The sequence below is a fragment of the Winogradskyella psychrotolerans genome (assembly GCF_018860565.1).
Lineage (GTDB): Bacteria > Bacteroidota > Bacteroidia > Flavobacteriales > Flavobacteriaceae > Winogradskyella > Winogradskyella damuponensis.
Genome location: NZ_JAHKPS010000028.1, coordinates 120,839 through 139,893, shown reverse-complemented (window position 1 = coordinate 139,893; position 19,055 = coordinate 120,839). Strand labels below are relative to the sequence as shown.

At 32.2% G+C, this 19,055-nt stretch carries 19 protein-coding genes and 1 tRNA gene; 9 read left to right on the top strand and 11 right to left on the bottom strand.

Going from position 1 to position 19,055, the window contains the following annotated elements; translation table 11 throughout:
* The first annotated feature begins 14 nt into the window (after nt 1-14).
* Entirely contained in the window at nt 15-1,229 is a 1,215-nt protein-coding gene (gene odhB, locus KO504_RS14415; RefSeq protein WP_215927981.1) for a 2-oxoglutarate dehydrogenase complex dihydrolipoyllysine-residue succinyltransferase, read from the top strand.
* A 532-nt stretch (nt 1,230-1,761) separates the two neighbouring features.
* Here odhB and KO504_RS14410 read toward each other — a convergent pair.
* Nucleotides 1,762-2,397 (bottom strand): response regulator, encoded by a 636-nt coding sequence (locus tag KO504_RS14410; protein ID WP_215927979.1) that lies wholly within the window; start codon nt 2,395-2,397, stop codon nt 1,762-1,764.
* Nucleotides 2,398-2,454: 57 nt separating this feature from the next.
* A complete protein-coding gene (locus tag KO504_RS14405; RefSeq protein WP_215927978.1) occupies nt 2,455-2,907 on the bottom strand; it encodes a retropepsin-like aspartic protease in 453 nt (150 codons plus the stop codon).
* A 60-nt stretch (nt 2,908-2,967) separates the two neighbouring features.
* On the opposite strand from KO504_RS14405, the gene KO504_RS14400 reads away from it, so the two are divergent.
* The 8 genes from KO504_RS14400 to KO504_RS14365 all read left to right on the top strand — a co-directional run bounded on the left by KO504_RS14400 (nt 2,968) and on the right by KO504_RS14365 (nt 8,138).
* A complete protein-coding gene (locus tag KO504_RS14400; protein WP_215927976.1) occupies nt 2,968-3,735 on the top strand; it encodes a TatD family hydrolase in 768 nt (255 codons plus the stop codon).
* A gap of 1 nt (nt 3,736) precedes the next feature.
* A complete protein-coding gene (locus KO504_RS14395) occupies nt 3,737-4,765 on the top strand; it encodes an asparaginase (protein ID WP_215927974.1) in 1,029 nt (342 codons plus the stop codon).
* Between the two features lie 74 nt (nt 4,766-4,839).
* Nucleotides 4,840-4,927 (top strand) — tRNA-Ser (locus KO504_RS14390).
* 75 nt (nt 4,928-5,002) lie between these two features.
* Nucleotides 5,003-5,770 (top strand): MotA/TolQ/ExbB proton channel family protein, encoded by a 768-nt coding sequence (locus tag KO504_RS14385; RefSeq protein WP_215927972.1) that lies wholly within the window; start codon nt 5,003-5,005, stop codon nt 5,768-5,770.
* Between the two features lie 9 nt (nt 5,771-5,779).
* Nucleotides 5,780-6,220, top strand: a complete 441-nt coding sequence (locus KO504_RS14380; RefSeq protein WP_215927971.1) for a hypothetical protein — start codon at nt 5,780-5,782, stop codon at nt 6,218-6,220.
* 6 nt (nt 6,221-6,226) lie between these two features.
* Nucleotides 6,227-6,862 carry an ExbD/TolR family protein gene (locus KO504_RS14375; protein ID WP_215927969.1) on the top strand — a complete coding sequence of 212 codons (636 nt, stop codon included), beginning with the start codon at nt 6,227-6,229 and terminating at the stop codon, nt 6,860-6,862.
* Between the two features lie 11 nt (nt 6,863-6,873).
* Nucleotides 6,874-7,338 (top strand): ExbD/TolR family protein, encoded by a 465-nt coding sequence (locus KO504_RS14370; RefSeq protein WP_215927967.1) that lies wholly within the window; start codon nt 6,874-6,876, stop codon nt 7,336-7,338.
* Nucleotides 7,339-7,430: 92 nt separating this feature from the next.
* Nucleotides 7,431-8,138, top strand: coding sequence for a porin family protein (locus KO504_RS14365; RefSeq protein WP_215927966.1), 708 nt, complete (start codon nt 7,431-7,433; stop codon nt 8,136-8,138).
* On the opposite strand, the gene KO504_RS14360 is transcribed toward KO504_RS14365, so the two are convergent.
* The 9 genes from KO504_RS14360 to rpsB form a co-directional block, all read right to left on the bottom strand.
* Nucleotides 8,133-8,741 carry a hypothetical protein gene (locus tag KO504_RS14360; RefSeq protein ID WP_215927964.1) on the bottom strand — a complete coding sequence of 203 codons (609 nt, stop codon included), beginning with the start codon at nt 8,739-8,741 and terminating at the stop codon, nt 8,133-8,135. The two genes, KO504_RS14365 and KO504_RS14360, sit on opposite strands and share 6 nt — an antisense overlap.
* A 10-nt stretch (nt 8,742-8,751) precedes the next feature.
* Nucleotides 8,752-10,218, bottom strand: coding sequence for an RNA polymerase factor sigma-54 (gene rpoN / locus KO504_RS14355; RefSeq protein ID WP_215927962.1), 1,467 nt, complete (start codon nt 10,216-10,218; stop codon nt 8,752-8,754).
* A gap of 76 nt (nt 10,219-10,294) precedes the next feature.
* Nucleotides 10,295-11,728, bottom strand: a complete 1,434-nt coding sequence (gene asnS, locus KO504_RS14350; protein ID WP_215927960.1) for an asparagine--tRNA ligase — start codon at nt 11,726-11,728, stop codon at nt 10,295-10,297.
* A gap of 36 nt (nt 11,729-11,764) precedes the next feature.
* On the bottom strand, nt 11,765-14,167 hold the full coding sequence (locus KO504_RS14345) for an efflux RND transporter permease subunit (RefSeq protein WP_215927958.1): 2,403 nt from the start codon (nt 14,165-14,167) through the stop codon (nt 11,765-11,767).
* Nucleotides 14,168-14,243: 76 nt separating this feature from the next.
* Nucleotides 14,244-15,524, bottom strand: a complete 1,281-nt coding sequence (locus KO504_RS14340) for a DUF5686 family protein (RefSeq protein ID WP_215927956.1) — start codon at nt 15,522-15,524, stop codon at nt 14,244-14,246.
* Nucleotides 15,525-15,623: 99 nt separating this feature from the next.
* Nucleotides 15,624-16,178, bottom strand: a complete 555-nt coding sequence (frr, locus tag KO504_RS14335) for a ribosome recycling factor (protein ID WP_215927954.1) — start codon at nt 16,176-16,178, stop codon at nt 15,624-15,626.
* 45 nt (nt 16,179-16,223) lie between these two features.
* Complete coding sequence (pyrH, locus tag KO504_RS14330; protein WP_215927952.1) at nt 16,224-16,931, bottom strand: UMP kinase; 708 nt, start codon at nt 16,929-16,931, stop codon at nt 16,224-16,226.
* A gap of 216 nt (nt 16,932-17,147) precedes the next feature.
* On the bottom strand, nt 17,148-18,122 hold the full coding sequence (gene tsf, locus KO504_RS14325) for a translation elongation factor Ts (protein ID WP_215927950.1): 975 nt from the start codon (nt 18,120-18,122) through the stop codon (nt 17,148-17,150).
* Nucleotides 18,123-18,203: 81 nt separating this feature from the next.
* Complete coding sequence (rpsB, locus tag KO504_RS14320) at nt 18,204-18,989, bottom strand: 30S ribosomal protein S2 (protein WP_215927948.1); 786 nt, start codon at nt 18,987-18,989, stop codon at nt 18,204-18,206.
* Nucleotides 18,990-19,055: the final 66 nt, after the last annotated feature.

The following is a 19,055-nucleotide window of genomic DNA, read 5'->3' as shown; positions in this document are numbered from 1 at the left end:
TAAAACAATAAAGCATGATTTTAGAAATGAAAGTGCCTTCACCAGGCGAATCAATTACTGAGGTAGAAATTGCAGAATGGTTAGTGCAAGATGGTGACTATGTAGAAAAAGACCAAGCCATTGCTGAGGTAGATAGTGACAAAGCAACTTTAGAGTTGCCAGCAGAAGCTAGTGGAACAATTACACTAAAAGCCGAGGAAGGTGATGCCGTTGCTGTTGGTGCTATAGTTTGTTTAATTGATACTAGCGCAGCAAAACCAGAAGGTGGTGAAGCACCAGCTGAAGAAGCTAAGGTAGAGCAAGCTCCTAAAAAAGAAGAGTCAAAACCAACTACAGCAGCGTCTAAAACTTATGCAACAGGAACTGCAAGTCCTGCCGCTAAAAAAGTGTTAGCTGAAAAAGGAATTGATGCAAGTTCTATTTCGGGAACTGGAAAAGATGGTCGTATTACCAAAGATGATGCTGTAAACGCAGTGCCTTCTATGGGAACTCCAACAGGAGGTAATAGAGGAACTACACGTAGTAAAATGTCAATGTTACGTCGTAAAGTTGCTGAGCGATTAGTAGAAGCTAAAAACACAACAGCAATGTTAACCACATTTAATGAGGTTAATATGACGCCAATATTTGAATTACGTAAGCAGTATAAAGAAGACTTTAAGGCTAAGCATGGTGTTAGTCTTGGATTTATGAGCTTCTTTTCTTTAGCGGTAGTTAGAGCATTAAAAATGTATCCTGCTGTAAACTCAATGATAGATGGTAAGGAAATGTTGACTTACGATTTTGTAGATATAAGTATTGCCGTTTCAGGTCCAAAAGGATTAATGGTGCCAGTAATTAGAAATGCTGAGAATTTATCATTTAGAGGTATAGAATCTGAAGTTAAACGTTTGGCATTAAGAGCTAGAGATGGTCAAATCACTGTAGATGAAATGACAGGCGGTACATTTACTATTACTAATGGTGGAGTATTTGGTAGTATGTTATCGACACCTATTATTAACCCACCTCAAAGTGGAATTTTAGGAATGCATAATATTATTGAACGTCCTATAGCTGTAAATGGTAATGTTGAAATTCATCCAATGATGTATGTGGCCTTATCTTATGATCACAGAATTATTGATGGTAAAGAATCTGTAGGTTTCTTAGTCGCTGTAAAAGAAGCATTAGAAAATCCAGAAGAATTATTAATGGATAATAACATAAAGAAGGCTTTAGAGATGTAAATCTTAAGCTAATAAAATTTAAAAAGCGCAATTCCATTGGAATTGCGCTTTTTTTTTACTCCTAACTAACAAGAGATTAACTAACTGAAAAAATTAACGGCAATATTTGCTGAGATAATAATTATAGAACTTACTATTAGCAAGATGATAAAAATTTTGTCCCTTTTTGTAGATGATTCATTTTTCATTGTTTCCATAATATGAATGGTTTTAGAAAAGTCCTGAATTATAAGTTAATTCAGAGCAGTAAGAATTTAATTTGAGGTGTTAATTAATAGCTGATGTAAATTTCTGAATAAATGTGATACCATACTATACGTAACTTTACGTATTTTTTATAAAAAAAAGTCTCGGACATTTGTCCGAGACTTAAATAATCCCCTAAGAACTAACTAATAGCTCGTTATTAACCCTTAATTAATAACAGCGATTCAATTAAATAATAATAAAATCACTGATGTAAAGGTCTGAATAAATGTGGTACCATACTATACGTAACTTTACGTATTTTTTAAATTAATTTAGGTTTAATCTAGGTTTGAGTATTTAAAAAATCTGAATTTTCCTTAGCCCATATAAGCAGACTGTTTTGTTTGCTTTCTAATTTTAACTTCTTTATAATATTGCTTTTGTGCTTTTCTACGGTTCTAGTAGATATGTTAAGTAGGTTTGCAATTTCAACACCTGTTTTATTGTTAGATATTAATTTGACAATATTTTGTTCGTGTTTAGTTAATGCTTCAAAATGTTTAGGCGCTTCTTGTAGTTCTATAAATTTTAGTAAGTCTGGACTAAAATAGGTTTTATTTTTAATAACAGACGCTATACAATTTTCAATTTCCTCGAGGGCAAATTCTTTTAAGATATAACCATAAGCGCCTAATGCTTTAGCATCATTGTAGGTTTTTTCATCTTTTTCAAACGTAATAAGTATAATTTTAGTTGGTAGTTTGTCTGCTTTACATTTTTCTGCAATTTCAAGGCCAGTAAAAAAAGGCATTTTAATATCTAAAACAGCAATATCGGGAGTATGAGCTTTAATTAAAGCTAGCGCTTCTTTTCCATTTTTAGCACTTGCTAAAACATTGAATTTTTTTTCAATTAAAAAATCTTGAAGACCTTTAAGTACAAGCGGATGGTCATCAGCTATAATAATGGTAGGGTTCATTTGGCTATTAATTCAACTAAAATATAGTGTTGTGTGAATATACTAAGAATCCTTTGCTTATAAAATTTCTTTTAATTTTAAATATAGATATTTTTTTTCGTAGTCTATAATGGCTTTACCTTTTTTTAAGATATCAGCTCCAATGATACCATCTACAGGTTGTGCATTATGGCTGATAAGTCCGGTATTAACATGAGTAAGATTAAATAGTATTAAAGCCACACGTTTCTTTTTCCATTTTCCAATTTTTAAATCGTTTGATTTAGAAATCTTAGTCATCATATTAGTAGCGCCAGCACCAACCGCTTTAATTTCAGAATCTTTTACTCTTAAATTGAAACGCTCAATGGCTTCAAAACCAACACAGCTGCTAGAGGCGCCTGTATCTAAAATAAATCGTCCTTTAACACCATTAATAGATGCCTTTATTTCAAAATGATTTGTCTTTGTGAGCTTTAGCTTAATTTTAGAATACCCTTTTTCAATTAGGAAGTCTTTTAGTGTTTCCATTTTTTCAATTTGTACAAATATAAGAATTGGTATCATACTGTAAACGCTTACTTTTGCAATATGATTATTACAGATACACATACCCATTTATATAGTGAAGCTTTTGATGAGGATAGAGCAGAAATGATTCATAGAGCCATTGATGCAAATGTTAAACGGTTTTTTATTCCTGCGATAGATTCTACTTATACAGCATCTATGCTTCAATTAGAAAAAGATTTCCCTGAACATGTATTTTTAATGATGGGATTGCATCCAACGCATGTTAAAGAAAATTATAAAGATGAGTTAGCTCATGTAGAAGCACAGTTAGCGGCAAGGTCTTTCTATGGCATAGGAGAAATAGGTATAGATTTATATTGGGATAAATCTACTTTAGATATTCAGATAGAAGCTTTTAGACATCAAATACATTTAGCCAAACAATATCAATTGCCAATAGTAATTCATTGTAGAGCAGCTTTTGATGAAATTTTTGAAGTTTTAGAACAAGAAAAGTCAGATGATTTGTATGGGATTTTTCATTGCTTTACAGGAAATTTAGAACAAGCACAAAAAGCCATTTCGTATAATATGAAATTGGGTATTGGTGGAGTTGTCACGTTTAAGAATGGTAAAATAGATCAGTTTATCAATCAAATAGACTTAAAGCATATTGTTTTAGAAACCGACTCTCCTTATTTAGCACCAAAACCATATCGTGGAAAACGAAATGAAAGCTCATACATATACAAGGTATTAGAAAAGTTAGCCGAACTTTATCAAATGAGTGCAGGTGAAGTTGCACATATTACTACAGAAAATTCAAAAGCTATATTCGGAATTTAAAATGACAACACAACCACACATTCTACTAATTTACACCGGAGGAACCATTGGTATGATTAAAGACGCATTTACTGGTGCGCTAAAAGCATTCGATTTTGATAGTTTGCTTATTAAAATTCCAGAATTACGTCTTTTGGATTGTACGATTAAAACAATTTCTTTTGAAGAACCCATTGATTCATCTAATATGAATCCTAAATATTGGGCAGATATTGCTAGTATTATTGGGGATAATTATGAGAAGTTTGATGGTTTTGTAGTGTTACATGGCAGTGATACAATGAGTTACTCTGCTTCTGCGCTTAGTTTTATGTTAGAGAATCTTGCAAAACCAGTGATATTTACAGGTTCTCAGTTACCTATAGGAGATTTGCGAACAGATGCTAAGGAAAATTTAATTACATCTATTCAGATGGCATCACTTCAAGATAATGGAGTGCCAGTAATTAGAGAGGTTGGTCTTTATTTTGAATATAAATTATATAGAGGTAATAGAACCACAAAAGTAAATGCTGAACATTTTGAAGCATTTGAGTCGCTCAATTATCCACATTTAGCTGAGTCAGGAGTACACTTAAATGTAAATACAAAACAGCTTTGGAAGCCTATACCTAATACAGAACTCATTGTACGTACTGTTATGGATTCTGATATAGGTGTTTTAAAATTGTTTCCAGGAATATCTAGACCAATTTGCGAAGCTATTCTAACAAGTAAGCTAATAAAAGGACTAATTATTGAGAGCTACGGTTCTGGGAATGCAACAACAGAATCTTGGTTTATTCAAGCATTGGAAAACGCGATTAAGAATGGACTACATATTGTAAATGTTACGCAATGTATTGGAGGTAGTGTAAACATGGGACAGTATGAAACAAGTTCACAGTTAAAATCTATTGGAGTTATCTCTGGGAAAGATATCACTACAGAGGCTGCAATAGCTAAAATGATGTACCTTTTAGGAGAAAAAGTAGAAGCTGAAAAATTTCAATTTTATTTTGAAACACCTCTAAGAGGAGAAATGTCTTAAAAATAACATTATAAATTTTAGGGTTTGAAGTTTTTTTCGTTATTTGGCATCGTGTAATTTTAAATATAAATTACAGAGAGGTGGCCGAGTGGTCGAAGGCGCACGCCTGGAAAGTGTGTATACTCCAAAAGGGTATCGAGGGTTCGAATCCCTTCCTCTCTGCTGATATTTTATGATAGAATTACATATTTTTTTTTATCTTTAACACTTTAACTAATAAAATTAAGATTCAGAACAATGAAAAGATTATTTTCTATCCTTGCCATAACATGTTTAATGGCTATCGGAACTGTTAATGCAAATGCAACAACAGCCTTTGCAAGCGCAACAGCAACTGTAACAACTGTAACTCAAGATGACGCTGCGGCAGAAGACTTGACGTTTCATCAAGAATTAAAAAAGCGTTTTATAGAAGGTGGTCCAGGCTTTATGGGTATTGTACTACTATGTTTAATTCTTGGATTAGCAATTGCTATTGAAAGAATTATCTTTTTAAATCTATCAACAACAAACACAAAGAAATTAACTCAAAATGTAGAAGATGCACTAAACTCAGGTGGTATTGAAGCTGCTAAGGAAGTATGTAGAAATACAAAAGGACCTGTTGCCTCTATATTCTATCAAGGTTTAGACAGAGCAGATGAAGATATCGATGCTGCTGAAAAAGCTGTTGTAGCTTACGGTGGAGTACAAATGGGACAATTAGAAAAGAATGTATCTTGGATTTCTTTATTTATCGCTTTGGCACCAATGCTTGGTTTCATGGGTACGGTAATTGGTATGATTCAAGCCTTCGATAAAATTGAAGCAGCTGGTGATATGCAACCTTCTTTAGTAGCAGGTGGTATTAAAGTAGCACTTTTAACAACAGTATTTGGTCTTATTGTAGCAATTATACTTCAAATTTTTTATAATTATATCATCGCTAAGATAGATAGCATTGTAAATGATATGGAAGATGCATCAATTACATTGATGGATTTATTAGTAAGACACAAAAAATAAAAAACAATTATGCACAAAATATTAAAAATAGTAGCCGCTGTTTTAAGTTTAATTGGAATTGTATCTCTGATTAGAATTATCTCAGCTGGTGACGAAGCCATCAAAACAGGTGGAGAAGACGGTCTCTTTGAGCCTATGGCTTGGGTAGGTTATATTATCTTAGGTCTAACAGTATTGTTTGTTTTAGTTTTTGTATTAAAAAACTTGTTTACAAATACTTCAGATTTAAAGAATACACTTATAGGTGTAGGTGCATTTGTTGCTGTATTAGTTGTTTCTTATGCACTATCAGGTAGTGATTTACCGTTAGAATATAAAAATGGAGATACTGTTGCTACATCTGGTGAATCTACTATGGTTGGAGCTGGTTTAATTGCGTTCTATATATTATTAGCAGTTGCTGCAATAACCATGATTTTCTCAGGAGTTAAAAAAGTAATTAGTAAATAATATAGTATGGCAAAAAGAGCAGCACCCGAAGTAAATGCAGGATCAATGGCTGACATTGCTTTCTTACTACTTATCTTTTTCTTAGTAACAACAACGATAGAGAAAGACAAAGGATTATTAAGAAGTTTGCCACCTATTGATGACACAGAAGTTGAACCGCCTATTATTAAACAAAAAAATCTATTTACTGTTTTAATAAATCGTAATAACCAATTGTTAGTAGAAGACGAGCAAATGGAATTAGAAGATTTAAGACAAGCAGCAATAGACTTTTTAGATAACGGAGGAGGTACAAATGCCGCAGGAGAATCTTGTGATTATTGTAAAGGAAAACGTTTAGAGGATTCCTCTGATCATCCTGATAAAGCAATTATCTCTATGAAGCATGACAGAGAAACTTCTTACGAGCAGTACATGGATGTACAAAATGAATTAGTCGCTGCATACAATATTCTTAGAGAACGTGAGGCAACGCGACTATATAAAAAGTACTATCCAGATGCAGATAAAGTTTTTACTGCAATGCTAGAAGAAAAAGAGAAGAATCAATTTAATAAGGATGAAAAGCTTAATGAACGTATTGAAACCATTAAGAAATTATTCCCAATGAAATTGTCTGAAGCAGAACCTGATAAAAATTAAAAGAAACAAATATGTCTAAATTTAGAAAAAAGGATAAAGGTGAATTACCAGCGATTTCAACGGCATCACTTCCTGATATTGTATTTATGTTGCTTTTCTTTTTTATGGTTGCAACTGTAATGAGAGATAGTTCTTTAATGATTGAAAATAGATTGCCAAGTGCAGATCAGGTTGAAAAATTAAAAAAGGACAGAACCGTATTTATATATGGTGGTAAACCAAGCAGTCAGTATAAGCAATTTGGAGAAGAACCAAGAATTCAATTCAATGATGCTTTTATTGGTGTAGAGGATGTTAGACCTTCGGTTATTCAGGCCATTTCTGAATTAAATGAAGATTTACAAAGTAAAGTCGTTATTGGTTTAAAGGTTGACAAAGAAACCAATGCTGGTTTAGTGTCAGATATTAAGCAAGAGTTACGTAAAGCAAATGCATTAAAAGTAATGTACATTGCAAATACAAAAACTGAGAATTAATATATATTCTTAATTTTATAGATAAAACGTCCTGAGTAATCGGGACGTTTTTTTGTTTAATAGATTATCAAAGATTTCGTAGTTTTATAAACATGAAAAAGTATATTTTTCTTTTACTAATATGTTCAGTATTCATTGGGTTTTCCCAAAATGAAGATATTGATAATAGATATAAGTCAGAACTATATAAAGATTATAGAGAAGATCAATTCTACGCCTCAGTAACCTATAATTTGATTAATGAAAAACCAGATGGAATTTCTCAAAATGGATTTTCTTCAGGCTTTCATTTAGGTTTTATTAGAGATATGCCAATTAACGAACGCCGTAATGTTGCTATAGGATTAGGTCTAGGGATCTCTTCAAATTCATATAATCAGAAAAATATACTCATTGAAGAAGGTAATAATGGAATTGAATTTAACAGTATTGACGAAAGTGAGTATAATGTTTCAAAAAATAAATTTACAACCTATTTGCTCGAAGTTCCTTTAGAAATTAGATGGAGAACTTCTAATGCAACAGATTATAACTTTTGGCGTATATACACAGGTTTTAAAGTAGGCTATTTGCTGTATAATTCTACAAAGTTTATGAGTGAAGTAGAAAATGTAAAACTCTCTAATATTGACAGTTTTAATAAGTTTCAATATGGCTTAACTTTAAGTGCAGGATATAGTACTTGGAACTTTCATGTGTATTACGGATTAAATCCAATTTTTGATTCCAACTCAAAACTCAACACTAAAACTATAGACATGAAATCCTTAAAAATTGGACTTATGTTTTATATTCTATAGCCAATAACTGCATAAAAAAAGTTGAGGAGTAACTCCTGTAAAAATTCCTAAAATTAACTCTTGGTTTGTATGCGCTTTTAAATGCAAACGCGATGTAGCAATAGCCCCTAAAATAATCATCATAAGTGCAATAGAGCCGTTTATATTTATATGATAGTGTATGCCTATAGCAATGGCAAACATTAAAAAACCTGAAGCTGCAATCATATGAATACTTGCTTTTATTTTAAAAATAGCCAGTATTAAACAGGTTAGTGTAGAGCAAAGAATCCCTAAAAAGAAGTAGTATAATTCAATAATTTCGCTTGGTGTTAATACGCGTATTAGAATCAGTAGAATAATAATACAATTTATAAATAACGGAATTAGGCGTTCTTTTGTACTCTTTAAATAGATAGAATCAACTTTATTAATCGTTTTAAGTAGAAAGAAAAGTAGAATAGGTAAAATAATAGTAAGAATAACGATTGAAAAAATCTTAGCCTTCATAACAGGCTCTGGAATAAATCGAGGTGTTTTAGAAAAATAAAACAGCAGACCTAATAATGGCATAATCAATGGGTGAAACACAAACGATATGCTCTTTAAAATAAAGTTTTTCATTCAATGTTTCTTATAATTCCTTTCTTAAACGCGCTACAGGTATGTCTAATTGTTCTCTGTATTTAGCAACAGTACGTCTAGCAATTGGATAGCCTTTTTCTTTTAATATTTTAGAAAGCGCTTCATCTGTCATTGGTTTCTTTTTGCTTTCTTCTTCAATAACCGTCTCGAGGATTTTTTTAATTTCTCTTGTAGAGACTTCTTCACCTTGATCATTGGTCATAGATTCTGAGAAGAATTCCTTAATCAATTTAGTACCATAAGGTGTATCTACATATTTACTATTGGCAACACGAGAGATGGTTGAAACATCCATTTCAATTTCGTCAGCAATATCCTTTAAGATCATAGGACGTAAATTGCGCTCATCACCTGTTAAGAAGTATTCTTTTTGGTAATGCATAATAGCACTCATAGTTACAAATAAAGTCTGCTGACGTTGTCTTACGGCCTCTATAAACCATTTTGCAGCATCTAATTTCTGTTTTATAAACATTACAGCATCTTTTTGGGCTTTAGACTTATCTTTAGTCTCTTTATAGCCTTTAAGCATGTTGTTATATTCCCTAGACACATGAAGTTCAGGAGCGTTTCTACCATTAAGTGTAAGCTCTAATTCGCCATCTACAATTCTTATCGCAAAATCTGGAACAATATGCTCAACAATTTTGTTGTTTCCAGCATAAGAACCACCTGGTTTTGGGTTAAGTCGTTCTATTTCTTCAATTGCACCTTTGAGTTGTTCTTCATCAATGTTGAATTTCTGCATTAATTTTTTATAATGCTTTTTTGTGAATTGATCAAAGCCTTTATCAATAATAGTAGTAGCTAACTCTACATCTGGAGATTGTTCTTTTCGATGTAATTGGATACTTAAACACTCTTGAAGGTTACGAGCACCAACACCAGCGGGATCTAATTGATGCACAATTTGTAAAACCTTTTCAACTTCTTCTTCCGTTGTATAGACATTTTGTGTAAAAGCTAAATCGTCTGTAATATCAGATAATGCACGACGTATATAACCACTTTCATCAACACTACCAACTAAGAAATAGGCAATTTCTTCTTCTTGATCAGATAAACGAAAGGTGTTTAATTGATTTATTAAATGTTGTGTAAATGAAGTTCCTGCAGCATAAGGTACTGATTTATCTTCGTCATCTGCACTATAGTTATTGGCTTGGGTACGATATTCAGGAATTTCGTCGTCACTTAAATATTCATCAATATTGATGTCATCTGCTTCAATAGTTTCACTGTCATTGAAATCTTCCTCAGAATTATCGAACTCATCAAAATTATCTTCAGATGTTTCCGATTCTTTTCCAGTATCTAAGGCAGGATTTTCTTCTAATTCTTGCTTTAAACGTTGTTCAAAAGCTTGTGTAGGCAACTGAATCAACTTCATAAGTTGAATTTGTTGCGGAGAGAGCTTTTGTGAGAGCTTAAATGATAAAAATTGCTTTAGAGACATAAAATTTCTGTTGATTATAAATGTAATAAAAAAACCTGATAGGTTTCTAAAACCTATCAGGATTATCATTTAACAATTAAAATTCAGCGTTCTGCGGTGTTCTAGGGTAAGGGATAACATCTCTAATATTACCCATTCCTGTTGCAAACATAACCAAACGCTCAAAACCTAATCCAAATCCAGAATGCACAGCAGTTCCGTATTTACGTAAATCTAAATACCACCACAATTCTTTTTCATCAATGTCTAAGGCTTTCATCTTTTCTTTTAAAACATCTAAGCGTTCTTCTCTTTGAGAGCCTCCAACCATTTCTCCAATGCCTGGAAACAGAATATCCATGGCTCTTACTGTTTTTCCATCTTCATTTAAACGCATGTAAAAGGCTTTAATATTGGCAGGATAATCAAATAATATTACAGGACATTTAAAGTGTTTTTCGACTAAGAAACGCTCGTGCTCAGATTGTAAATCTGCTCCCCATTCTTCAATAATATATTTGAATTTCTTCTTCTTGTTAGGTTTACAATTTTTAAGAATATCAATAGCTTCAGTATAGCTAACACGCTTAAAGTTATTATCAACTACGAATTTAATTTTTTCAATTAAACTCATATCGCTACGTTCTGCCTGTGGTTTTGTTTTTTCTTCGTCTAGTAAACGTTTTTCTAAAAACTCTAAATCTTCTTTATTGTTTTCAAGTACATAACTTAAAACAGACTTCATAAAATCTTCAGCCAAATCCATGTTGCCCGCTAAATCCATAAAAGCAACTTCTGGTTCAATCATCCAAAATTCTGCTAAATGGCGAGAGGTGTTAGAGTTTTCAGCTCTAAAGGTTGGTCCAAACGTGTAAACTTTTCCTAAAGACATGGCATAAGTTTCAGCTTCAAGTTGACCAGAAACAGTTAGGTTAGTTTCTTTTCCAAAGAAATCTTCTTTGTAATTTACAGAACCATCTTCGTTTAATGGCAGATTTTTTACATCTAAATTCGTTACTTTAAACATTTCACCAGCTCCTTCAGCATCACTTCCTGTTATAATTGGTGTATGCATGTAATTAAAGCCATTCTCATTAAAATATTTGTGAACTGCAAATGATAATGACGAACGTAAACGCATTACAGCACTAAAGGTGTTTGTTCTAGTACGTAAATGTGCATTTTCTCTTAAGAATTCAAACGAATGCTTTTTAGGTTGAATAGGGTAGGTTTCAGGATCAGAATCACCTAAAACTTCTAATGTTTTTACAACAATTTCAACGGACTGTCCTTTTCCTTGACTTTCTACAAGTTCTCCTGTAACATGAATAGCAGCTCCTGTAGTAATACGCTTTAAAAGTGCTTCGTCAAAATTTTCAAAATCGACAACACATTGAATATTATTTATGGTAGAACCGTCGTTTAAGGCAATAAATCGGTTAGCTCTAAAGGTTCTTACCCAACCTTTTATGGTAACATCTTGTAAGGTGACATCTTGCGATAATAATTGTGCTACAGTTTTTGAAGTCATTGTTTAATAATTTTGAATGCTAATATATTGTTAATCTTAATTTTCTTTATGGTCTTCAGTTTCATCTTCTGAAGGAATAATATTTATTGAAGGCTCTCTTAAAACTTCCTTATTGGCAATATTACGCTCTAAAGATAATAATAGTGAAGGTAATAATAGTAAGTTAGAAAGCATAGCAAATAATAGTGTTATAGATACTAAAGCTCCTAATGCTACCGTACCTCCAAAACTAGAAATTGTAAATACCGAAAACCCAAAGAATAATACTATAGAGGTGTAAATCATACTCACACCAGTTTCTCTAAGTGCTGCGTAAACCGATTTTCTAATTTTCCAATGGTTGGCTTGTAATTCTTGCCTGTATTTTGCCAAAAAGTGAATGGTGTCATCTACAGAAATACCAAAAGCAATACTAAATACTAATATTGTTGATGGTTTAATAGGAACTCCAACATACCCCATTAAACCTGCTGTAACTAAAAGTGGTAATAGGTTGGGGATTAATGAAACTACAATCATTCTAAAAGAACGGAAAAGGTAGGCCATAAATAAGGCTATAAGTACAATGGCAAGTGTTAATGAAATGATTAAGTTTTTAACCAAATATTTAGTTCCTTTTTGAAAAACTAAAGCTTTCCCTGTCATAATAACCTCATAACGTTCTTCTGGAAACAACTTGTTTATTTCTGTTTGAAGGTCTTCTTGAATACGCTCCATCTTATCCGTACCAATGTCTTTCATAAAGGTAGTAATACGTGCATATTGCCCTGTACTATCTACAAAATTGCTCAACATATCAACATTAGAGGTTGAGTTTTTAGCATAAGACAGGATAAATGTGTTCTCTTGGCTTGAAGGTAATTGGTAATATTTTGGATTGCCATTGTAATAGGCTTGCTTGCTGTACTTCACTAAGCTAACTACAGAAATTGGACGCGATAGTTCTGGTATATCATTAATGAGTTCTTCTAGCTCTTCCATTCGTTTTAAAGTGGCGAGTTTCATCACCCCTTTTTTACGTTTGGTATCTATCATAATTTCTAATGGCATAATACCATTAAATTCAGATTCAAAAAACCGAATATCATTAAAGAAATCAGTGTCTTGTGGCATATCTTCAATAAGACTACCAGAAATTTTAATCTGATGAATCCCAATAATGCTTCCAACAATTAAAATAAGTGCTGTGATATAGATGGTAATTTTTTTGTGCTTTACCATGCGTTCCATCCAATCTACAAAAGCACCAATCCAGCGTTTATTTAAATGTTCTAAATGACGTTCTTTAGGATAAGGTAGAAATGTGTATAGAATAGGGATAATGAGCAAACACAGCATGAAAATTGCTAAAATGCTCAATGATGCCACAATTCCAAATTCTTTTAGGAGCTTACTTTCTGTAAGTATAAATGTAGCAAAACCAGAAGCTGTGGTTATATTGGTCATTAAAGTAGCATTACCTACTTTAGTAATAACACGCTGTAAAGATTTTACTTTGTTACCATGCGATTTTACTTCTTGTTGGTATTTATTAATTAAGAACACACAGTTGGGAATACCAATAACAATTATTAGAGGCGGAATCAATGCCGTTAGGACTGTAATTTCATAACCGAGTAAACCTATAATTCCAAAGGTCCACATGACTCCAAAACAAACCACAATAAGCGAAATAAAAGTGGCTCTAAATGACCTAAAGAAAAGAAAAAATATTAGAGAGGTTACAAAAAGCGCCGCACCAATAAAAATAGGGATTTCATCAACAATACTTGTTGCATTTAAGGTTCTGATGTAAGGCATTCCCGAAATTCTAACATCTAATCCTGTTTCTGTCTCAAATTTTTCAACTTTTGGTAAAAAATCATCGAGGATAAAATCTTTTCTAGCAGATGTATTTACGATGTCTTTTTCCATGTATAAAGCCGTACGAATAGTTTTCGTTTCTGCATTAAATAGGAAATTATCGTAAAAGGGATATTGTTTAAATAGTTCGTTTTGAAGGCGCTCTATTTCTTCGATACTAGAAATAGAATCCTTTATAAATGGCACTAAGTCAAATTGCTCTTCTTTAGTGTTTTTAACTAATTTCTGAAGGTCTTTTATGGATAAAACGGTTTCCACTTCGTCATAACCTTTAAACGAATCTGAAAGTTTGTTCCAAGCATTGAGTTGTTTTACTGAAAATAGACTAGAATCCTTAACACCTAAAACAATTAGATTTCCTTCTTCACCAAAAACGTCCAAAAAATCATTGTATATAAGATTAACTTCGTGGTCGTCTGGTAAAAGATTGGCTTCAGTAAAGGTAAAACGCATGTGTTTCCATTGCAAGCTGAAAAACACAGTGGTTAGTATGATGGCAATAAGTATAAAAATTTTATTACGAAGAATAAGTCTCGCAATAGCTTCCCAAAATCCTGTTGTTAAAAGTTTAAACATGCGCCAATTAAAATAAGCCGCAAAGGTAGAAAAAAGCTAAGGATTAGTAAGGTAATTAACAGTATTATAATTTTGATTATAATGAGATGTTGAAGGTGAACTTAAAAGCCATATTATCTTCTAATTTTGGTAGGTGATAACTACCATATCTATAGGCAAAACTCAATCCAAAGCCAAAGAACAATTTATTAATTTCTAAGCCAGATTCTGAATAGAGTTTTTCAAGAGTGTTAAATTCTATACCTTGATGTCTTCTAATGCTCTTCATTTCTCCTACTGCATATCTGGATATTAATACAAGCTGAGGCTTAAAACGTTCTGTTATTTTAAAAGGTTTAAATGTGTGTTTTAATTGTAGTGTTGAAAATTTGTCGCTAAAAAATTCATTAAAATACATGGTTTCAAAACTGTTTAAACCTGCAACAGAAAAACGTTGTAAAATAGTTTCTTTAGTGATATTGTTTGGGTACGCATGGTACAAATGGGTTAAAGGAGTATCTCCACCAGCAATTCCTGCAACAAATGTAATACTTGTTATAGCATCGTTTTTATGATAGAATTTTTGCAAGGTTCTAAAATCGAGCTTTGAAAAATTAAAATCACTTCCAAAGACAGATTTGAATCCTTGTGTTAATTGAAGTGTAAATTTTGGATAACCGTCTTTAGTTTCTTTTATTTTATCATTTATTATGGTATAGTGGCTAAACGGACTCCATTGCAAACTAACTTTGGCAGTGCTTAAATCATATGTTTTATATGAGTCTTCGCCTAAAACATAAGTATAATTGTATGTTGGATTTATTTTAGAAAGTGCTATTTGAGATTCTGAAAGCAGATGATTAGAAACCTTATGCTGTAAAGCAATTGATTTTGTAATATGTCTATGAAATAGATCTATATTTAATAATCGTGGTTCAAAAAAAGTAAAAAAACGTTTATCAGTTAAAAATTTTGAACTTCCTGTTTCTTGTAAATCATCAACATAGTCTAAGTTTACCCATGTGTTTGAAGCTTCATTAACTCTAAAACCACCACCTATTTTATATTTTAGACGTTTATCTCTAACACCATAAACCAAATAGCCATTAACTCTATAGCGTTCTGAAAAGCGATTATTTGTTATACCTCCTAATCCCGTTCTGAAACCTTCGTACTGATTAAATTTTATTAGGTAACGTAAATCCAGATTAAAGTAATTAAAAGGGAGATAGCCGTTACCTATATTTTTTACAAATACTTTTTTTTTGATAGAGTCTTGAACAGCTTTAACAGAATCTTTATCTGTTTTAACAGGCTGTTGTGCAAAGCTATGCGTTGCAATTGTCATAAAAAAAACAACAAACAGGCGCTGTAACATTTAAAATTGTTATTAAAGCTAGAGAAAAATATAAAAGGGGTTAACCTCTTAGCTTACTTGTGCTGATAATGTTTTTAGGTTTGTAACTTAATTAATAAATTAAACAGTCATAATTTCCTTTTCTTTAACCTCAAGAATACTATCTATTTTTTTAATAAAAGAATCTGTTAGTGATTGTATATCAATTACTGCATTTTTTTGTAAATCTTCAGAAACTTCAGAATTTTTTATATCATTATTAGCATCTTTACGCGCATTTCTAACGGCAATTTTAGCATCTTCTGATTCTGATTTGGCTTGTTTTGCTAAATCTTTTCGTCGTTCTTCTGTTAATGGTGGAACATTGATAATAATAGTGTCGCCATTATTCATTGGGTTAAAACCAAGATTAGCAAGCATGATACCACGCTCAATTTCTTGAAGCATAGATTTTTCCCATGGTTGAACTGTTATTGTTCTTCCATCTGGAGTATTTACATTGGCAACTTGGCTAAGAGGCGTTTGAGAACCATAATAATCTACCATAACGCTACCTAGCATAGCAGGACTAGCTTTGCCAGCTCTAATATTTGTAAGTTGTTTTTCTAAATGCTTTATAGAAGCATTCATAGATTCCTTTGCTGTGTCTATTATAAATTTAATGTCTTCGTCCATAATGTTGAAGTTTTAATTACGATTTATCAAAATTTAAGCCAAAAATTATTGGTTGACTTTAGTACCAATATTTTCTCCAGAAACTACTTTTAATAAGTTTCCTTTTTTATTCATATCAAAAACAATAATTGGTAAGTTATTTTCTTGACTAAGTGTAAACGCTGTTGTGTCCATTACTTTAAGTCCTTTGCTTAGAACATCTTTAAATGAAATATTATCAAATTTAACGGCATTGATATCTTTTTCAGGATCTGCAGTATAAATACCATCTACACGTGTACCTTTTAAAATGACATCTGCTTCAATTTCGATAGCGCGTAAAACGGCTGCTGAATCTGTTGTAAAATAAGGGTTACCTGTACCACCTCCAAAAATTACAACACGTCCTTTTCTTAGATGACTCATTGCTTTACGTCTTATAAAAGGTTCTGCAACTTCATTGATTTTGATAGCTGTTTGCAAACGCGTTTTTACATCAGCATCTTCTAGTGCGTTTTGTAAAGCCAATCCGTTAATTACAGTAGCTAGCATTCCCATGTGGTCACCTTGCACCCGATCCATACCGTTCATGGCACCAGCAACACCTCTAAAAATATTTCCGCCACCAATTACTATTGCAACTTCTACACCTAAATCAGTTATTTCTTTAATGTCTTTAGCATATTCTGTTAATCTTTCAGGATCAATACCATATTGACGGTTTCCCATTAAGGCTTCGCCAGATAATTTGAGTAGTATTCTTTTATATTTCATTTAGATAGTTTCTATTGCTATTTTATGGTCTAATAGAATGTGTCAAGCATCATATTGGTAAAAATTTACTATATGATTCTGATTCATTTTATGTGGGTTTAGAAAGTTTAGCAAAACTACGTAATTATTAGCATCTGTAAAAGTGAAAAAAAAGCAAAAAAAAAGCTTCTCAATTTTGAGAAGCTTTTTTAATTATTGTAATTTGAATAATGTTAATTATCCAACAGTTGCACGTTTGAAACCTGTAACTGAAACATCACCATAAGTTTTAACATAATCAGCAACAGTTTGCTTTTCATCTTTAATAAACTTTTGGTCTAATAAACATTTTTCTTGGTCTAAAGTTGTGTTATCAGAAATGAAACGCTCCATTTTACCTGGTAAAATTCTATCCCAAATTTGTTCTGGCTTACCTTCAGCTTTTAATTCTGCTTTTGCAGCTTCTTCAGCTTCAGCGATAACTTCTGGAGTTAATTGAGCCATAGAAATATAGCTAGGTACATTCTTTAATGTTTTACCTAAACGTCCTAATTCGATATTATCTTTTTCAATAACAGCAATACGAGCTTCAGTTTCTGATGCGATAAATTCAGGCTCAAAATCTTTGTAAGATAATGTAGTTGCTCCCATTGAAGCTACTTGCATTGCAACGTCTTTTACTAAAGTTTCAACGTTATCAACTTTAGCAGATAAACCAACTAAAGCAGCAATTTTGTTAATGTGAACGTACTGACCTACGTAAGGTGCTTCTAATTTTTCAAAAGCAGTAATGTCTAATTTTTCACCAATAACTCCTGTTTGCTCAATTAATTTATCAGCAACAGTCATTCCACCAAAATCAGCAGCTAAAAATGCTTCTTTTGTGTCATAGTTTAATGCGATATCAGCTAATTGGTTAGCTAATGCTACGAAGTTTTCGTTTTTACCAACGAAATCAGTTTCACAGCCTAAAACAATAGCAACACCAGATGTGTTATCTGCATTTATTTTTGCGATTGCAGCACCTTCAGAAGAATCTCTGTCTGCTCTTTTTTCTGCAACTTTTTGTCCTTTTTTACGTAAAACTTCGATGGCTTTATCAAAATCACCACCAGCTTCAACTAAAGCTTTTTTACAATCCATCATACCAGCACCAGTTGCTTGTCTTAGCTTGTTGACTTCTGCTGCTGTAATTTTTACAGTATTTTCCATAGTTTTTAAATTTAAAAAGTCATTTAATTAATTTTCAAAATGAAAAGAACCAAATGACTTTTAATATTGTATAAATGTTATTTATTCTTCTTCTTGAGATGCTACAGGCGCTTTTTCAGCTTTTTTAGCTGGTTTTGCGTCTTTTTTAGCAGATTTAGCATCTTTTTCTGCACGCTCATTTTTTCTTTCGTTTAAACCATCAGCAATTGCAGATGTTACGATAGATAAAATTTTATCTACAGATTTAGAAGCATCATCATTAGCAGGGATTAAATAATCAACTTCACGAGGGTCAGAGTTTGTATCTACCATAGCAAAGATTGGGATATTTAATTTTTGTGCTTCTTTAATGGCAATATGCTCACGCATAATATCAACTACGAATATAGCACCTGGTAAACGAGTCATGTCAGAAATAGAACCTAAATTCTTTTCTAATTTTGCACGTAAACGATCTACTTGTAAACGTTCTTTTTTAGATAAAGAGTTGAATGTACCATCTTTTTTCATTCTATCAATAGCAGCCATTTTCTTTACCGCTTTTCTGATAGTTACAAAGTTCGTTAACATTCCACCAGGCCAACGCTCAGTAATGTAAGGTTGGTTTACTGCACCTGCTTTTTCAGCAACGATGTCTTTAGCTTGTTTTTTAGTAGCAACGAATAAGATTTTCTTTCCTGATGCTGCTATTTTAGCTAAAGCTTCAGATGTTTCTTCAATTTTTGCTGCTGTTTTGTAAAGGTTGATAATATGGATACCGTTACGTTCCATATAAATGTAAGGAGCCATGTTTGGGTTCCACTTACGTGTAAGGTGACCGAAGTGTACACCTGCTTCAAGTAATTCTTTTACTTCTACTTTTTCCATTTTGTAATAGTTTACGTTCTGTTAAATTAGCAATGTTCCATTAAGCTAATGGTTATTAGCTGTTGG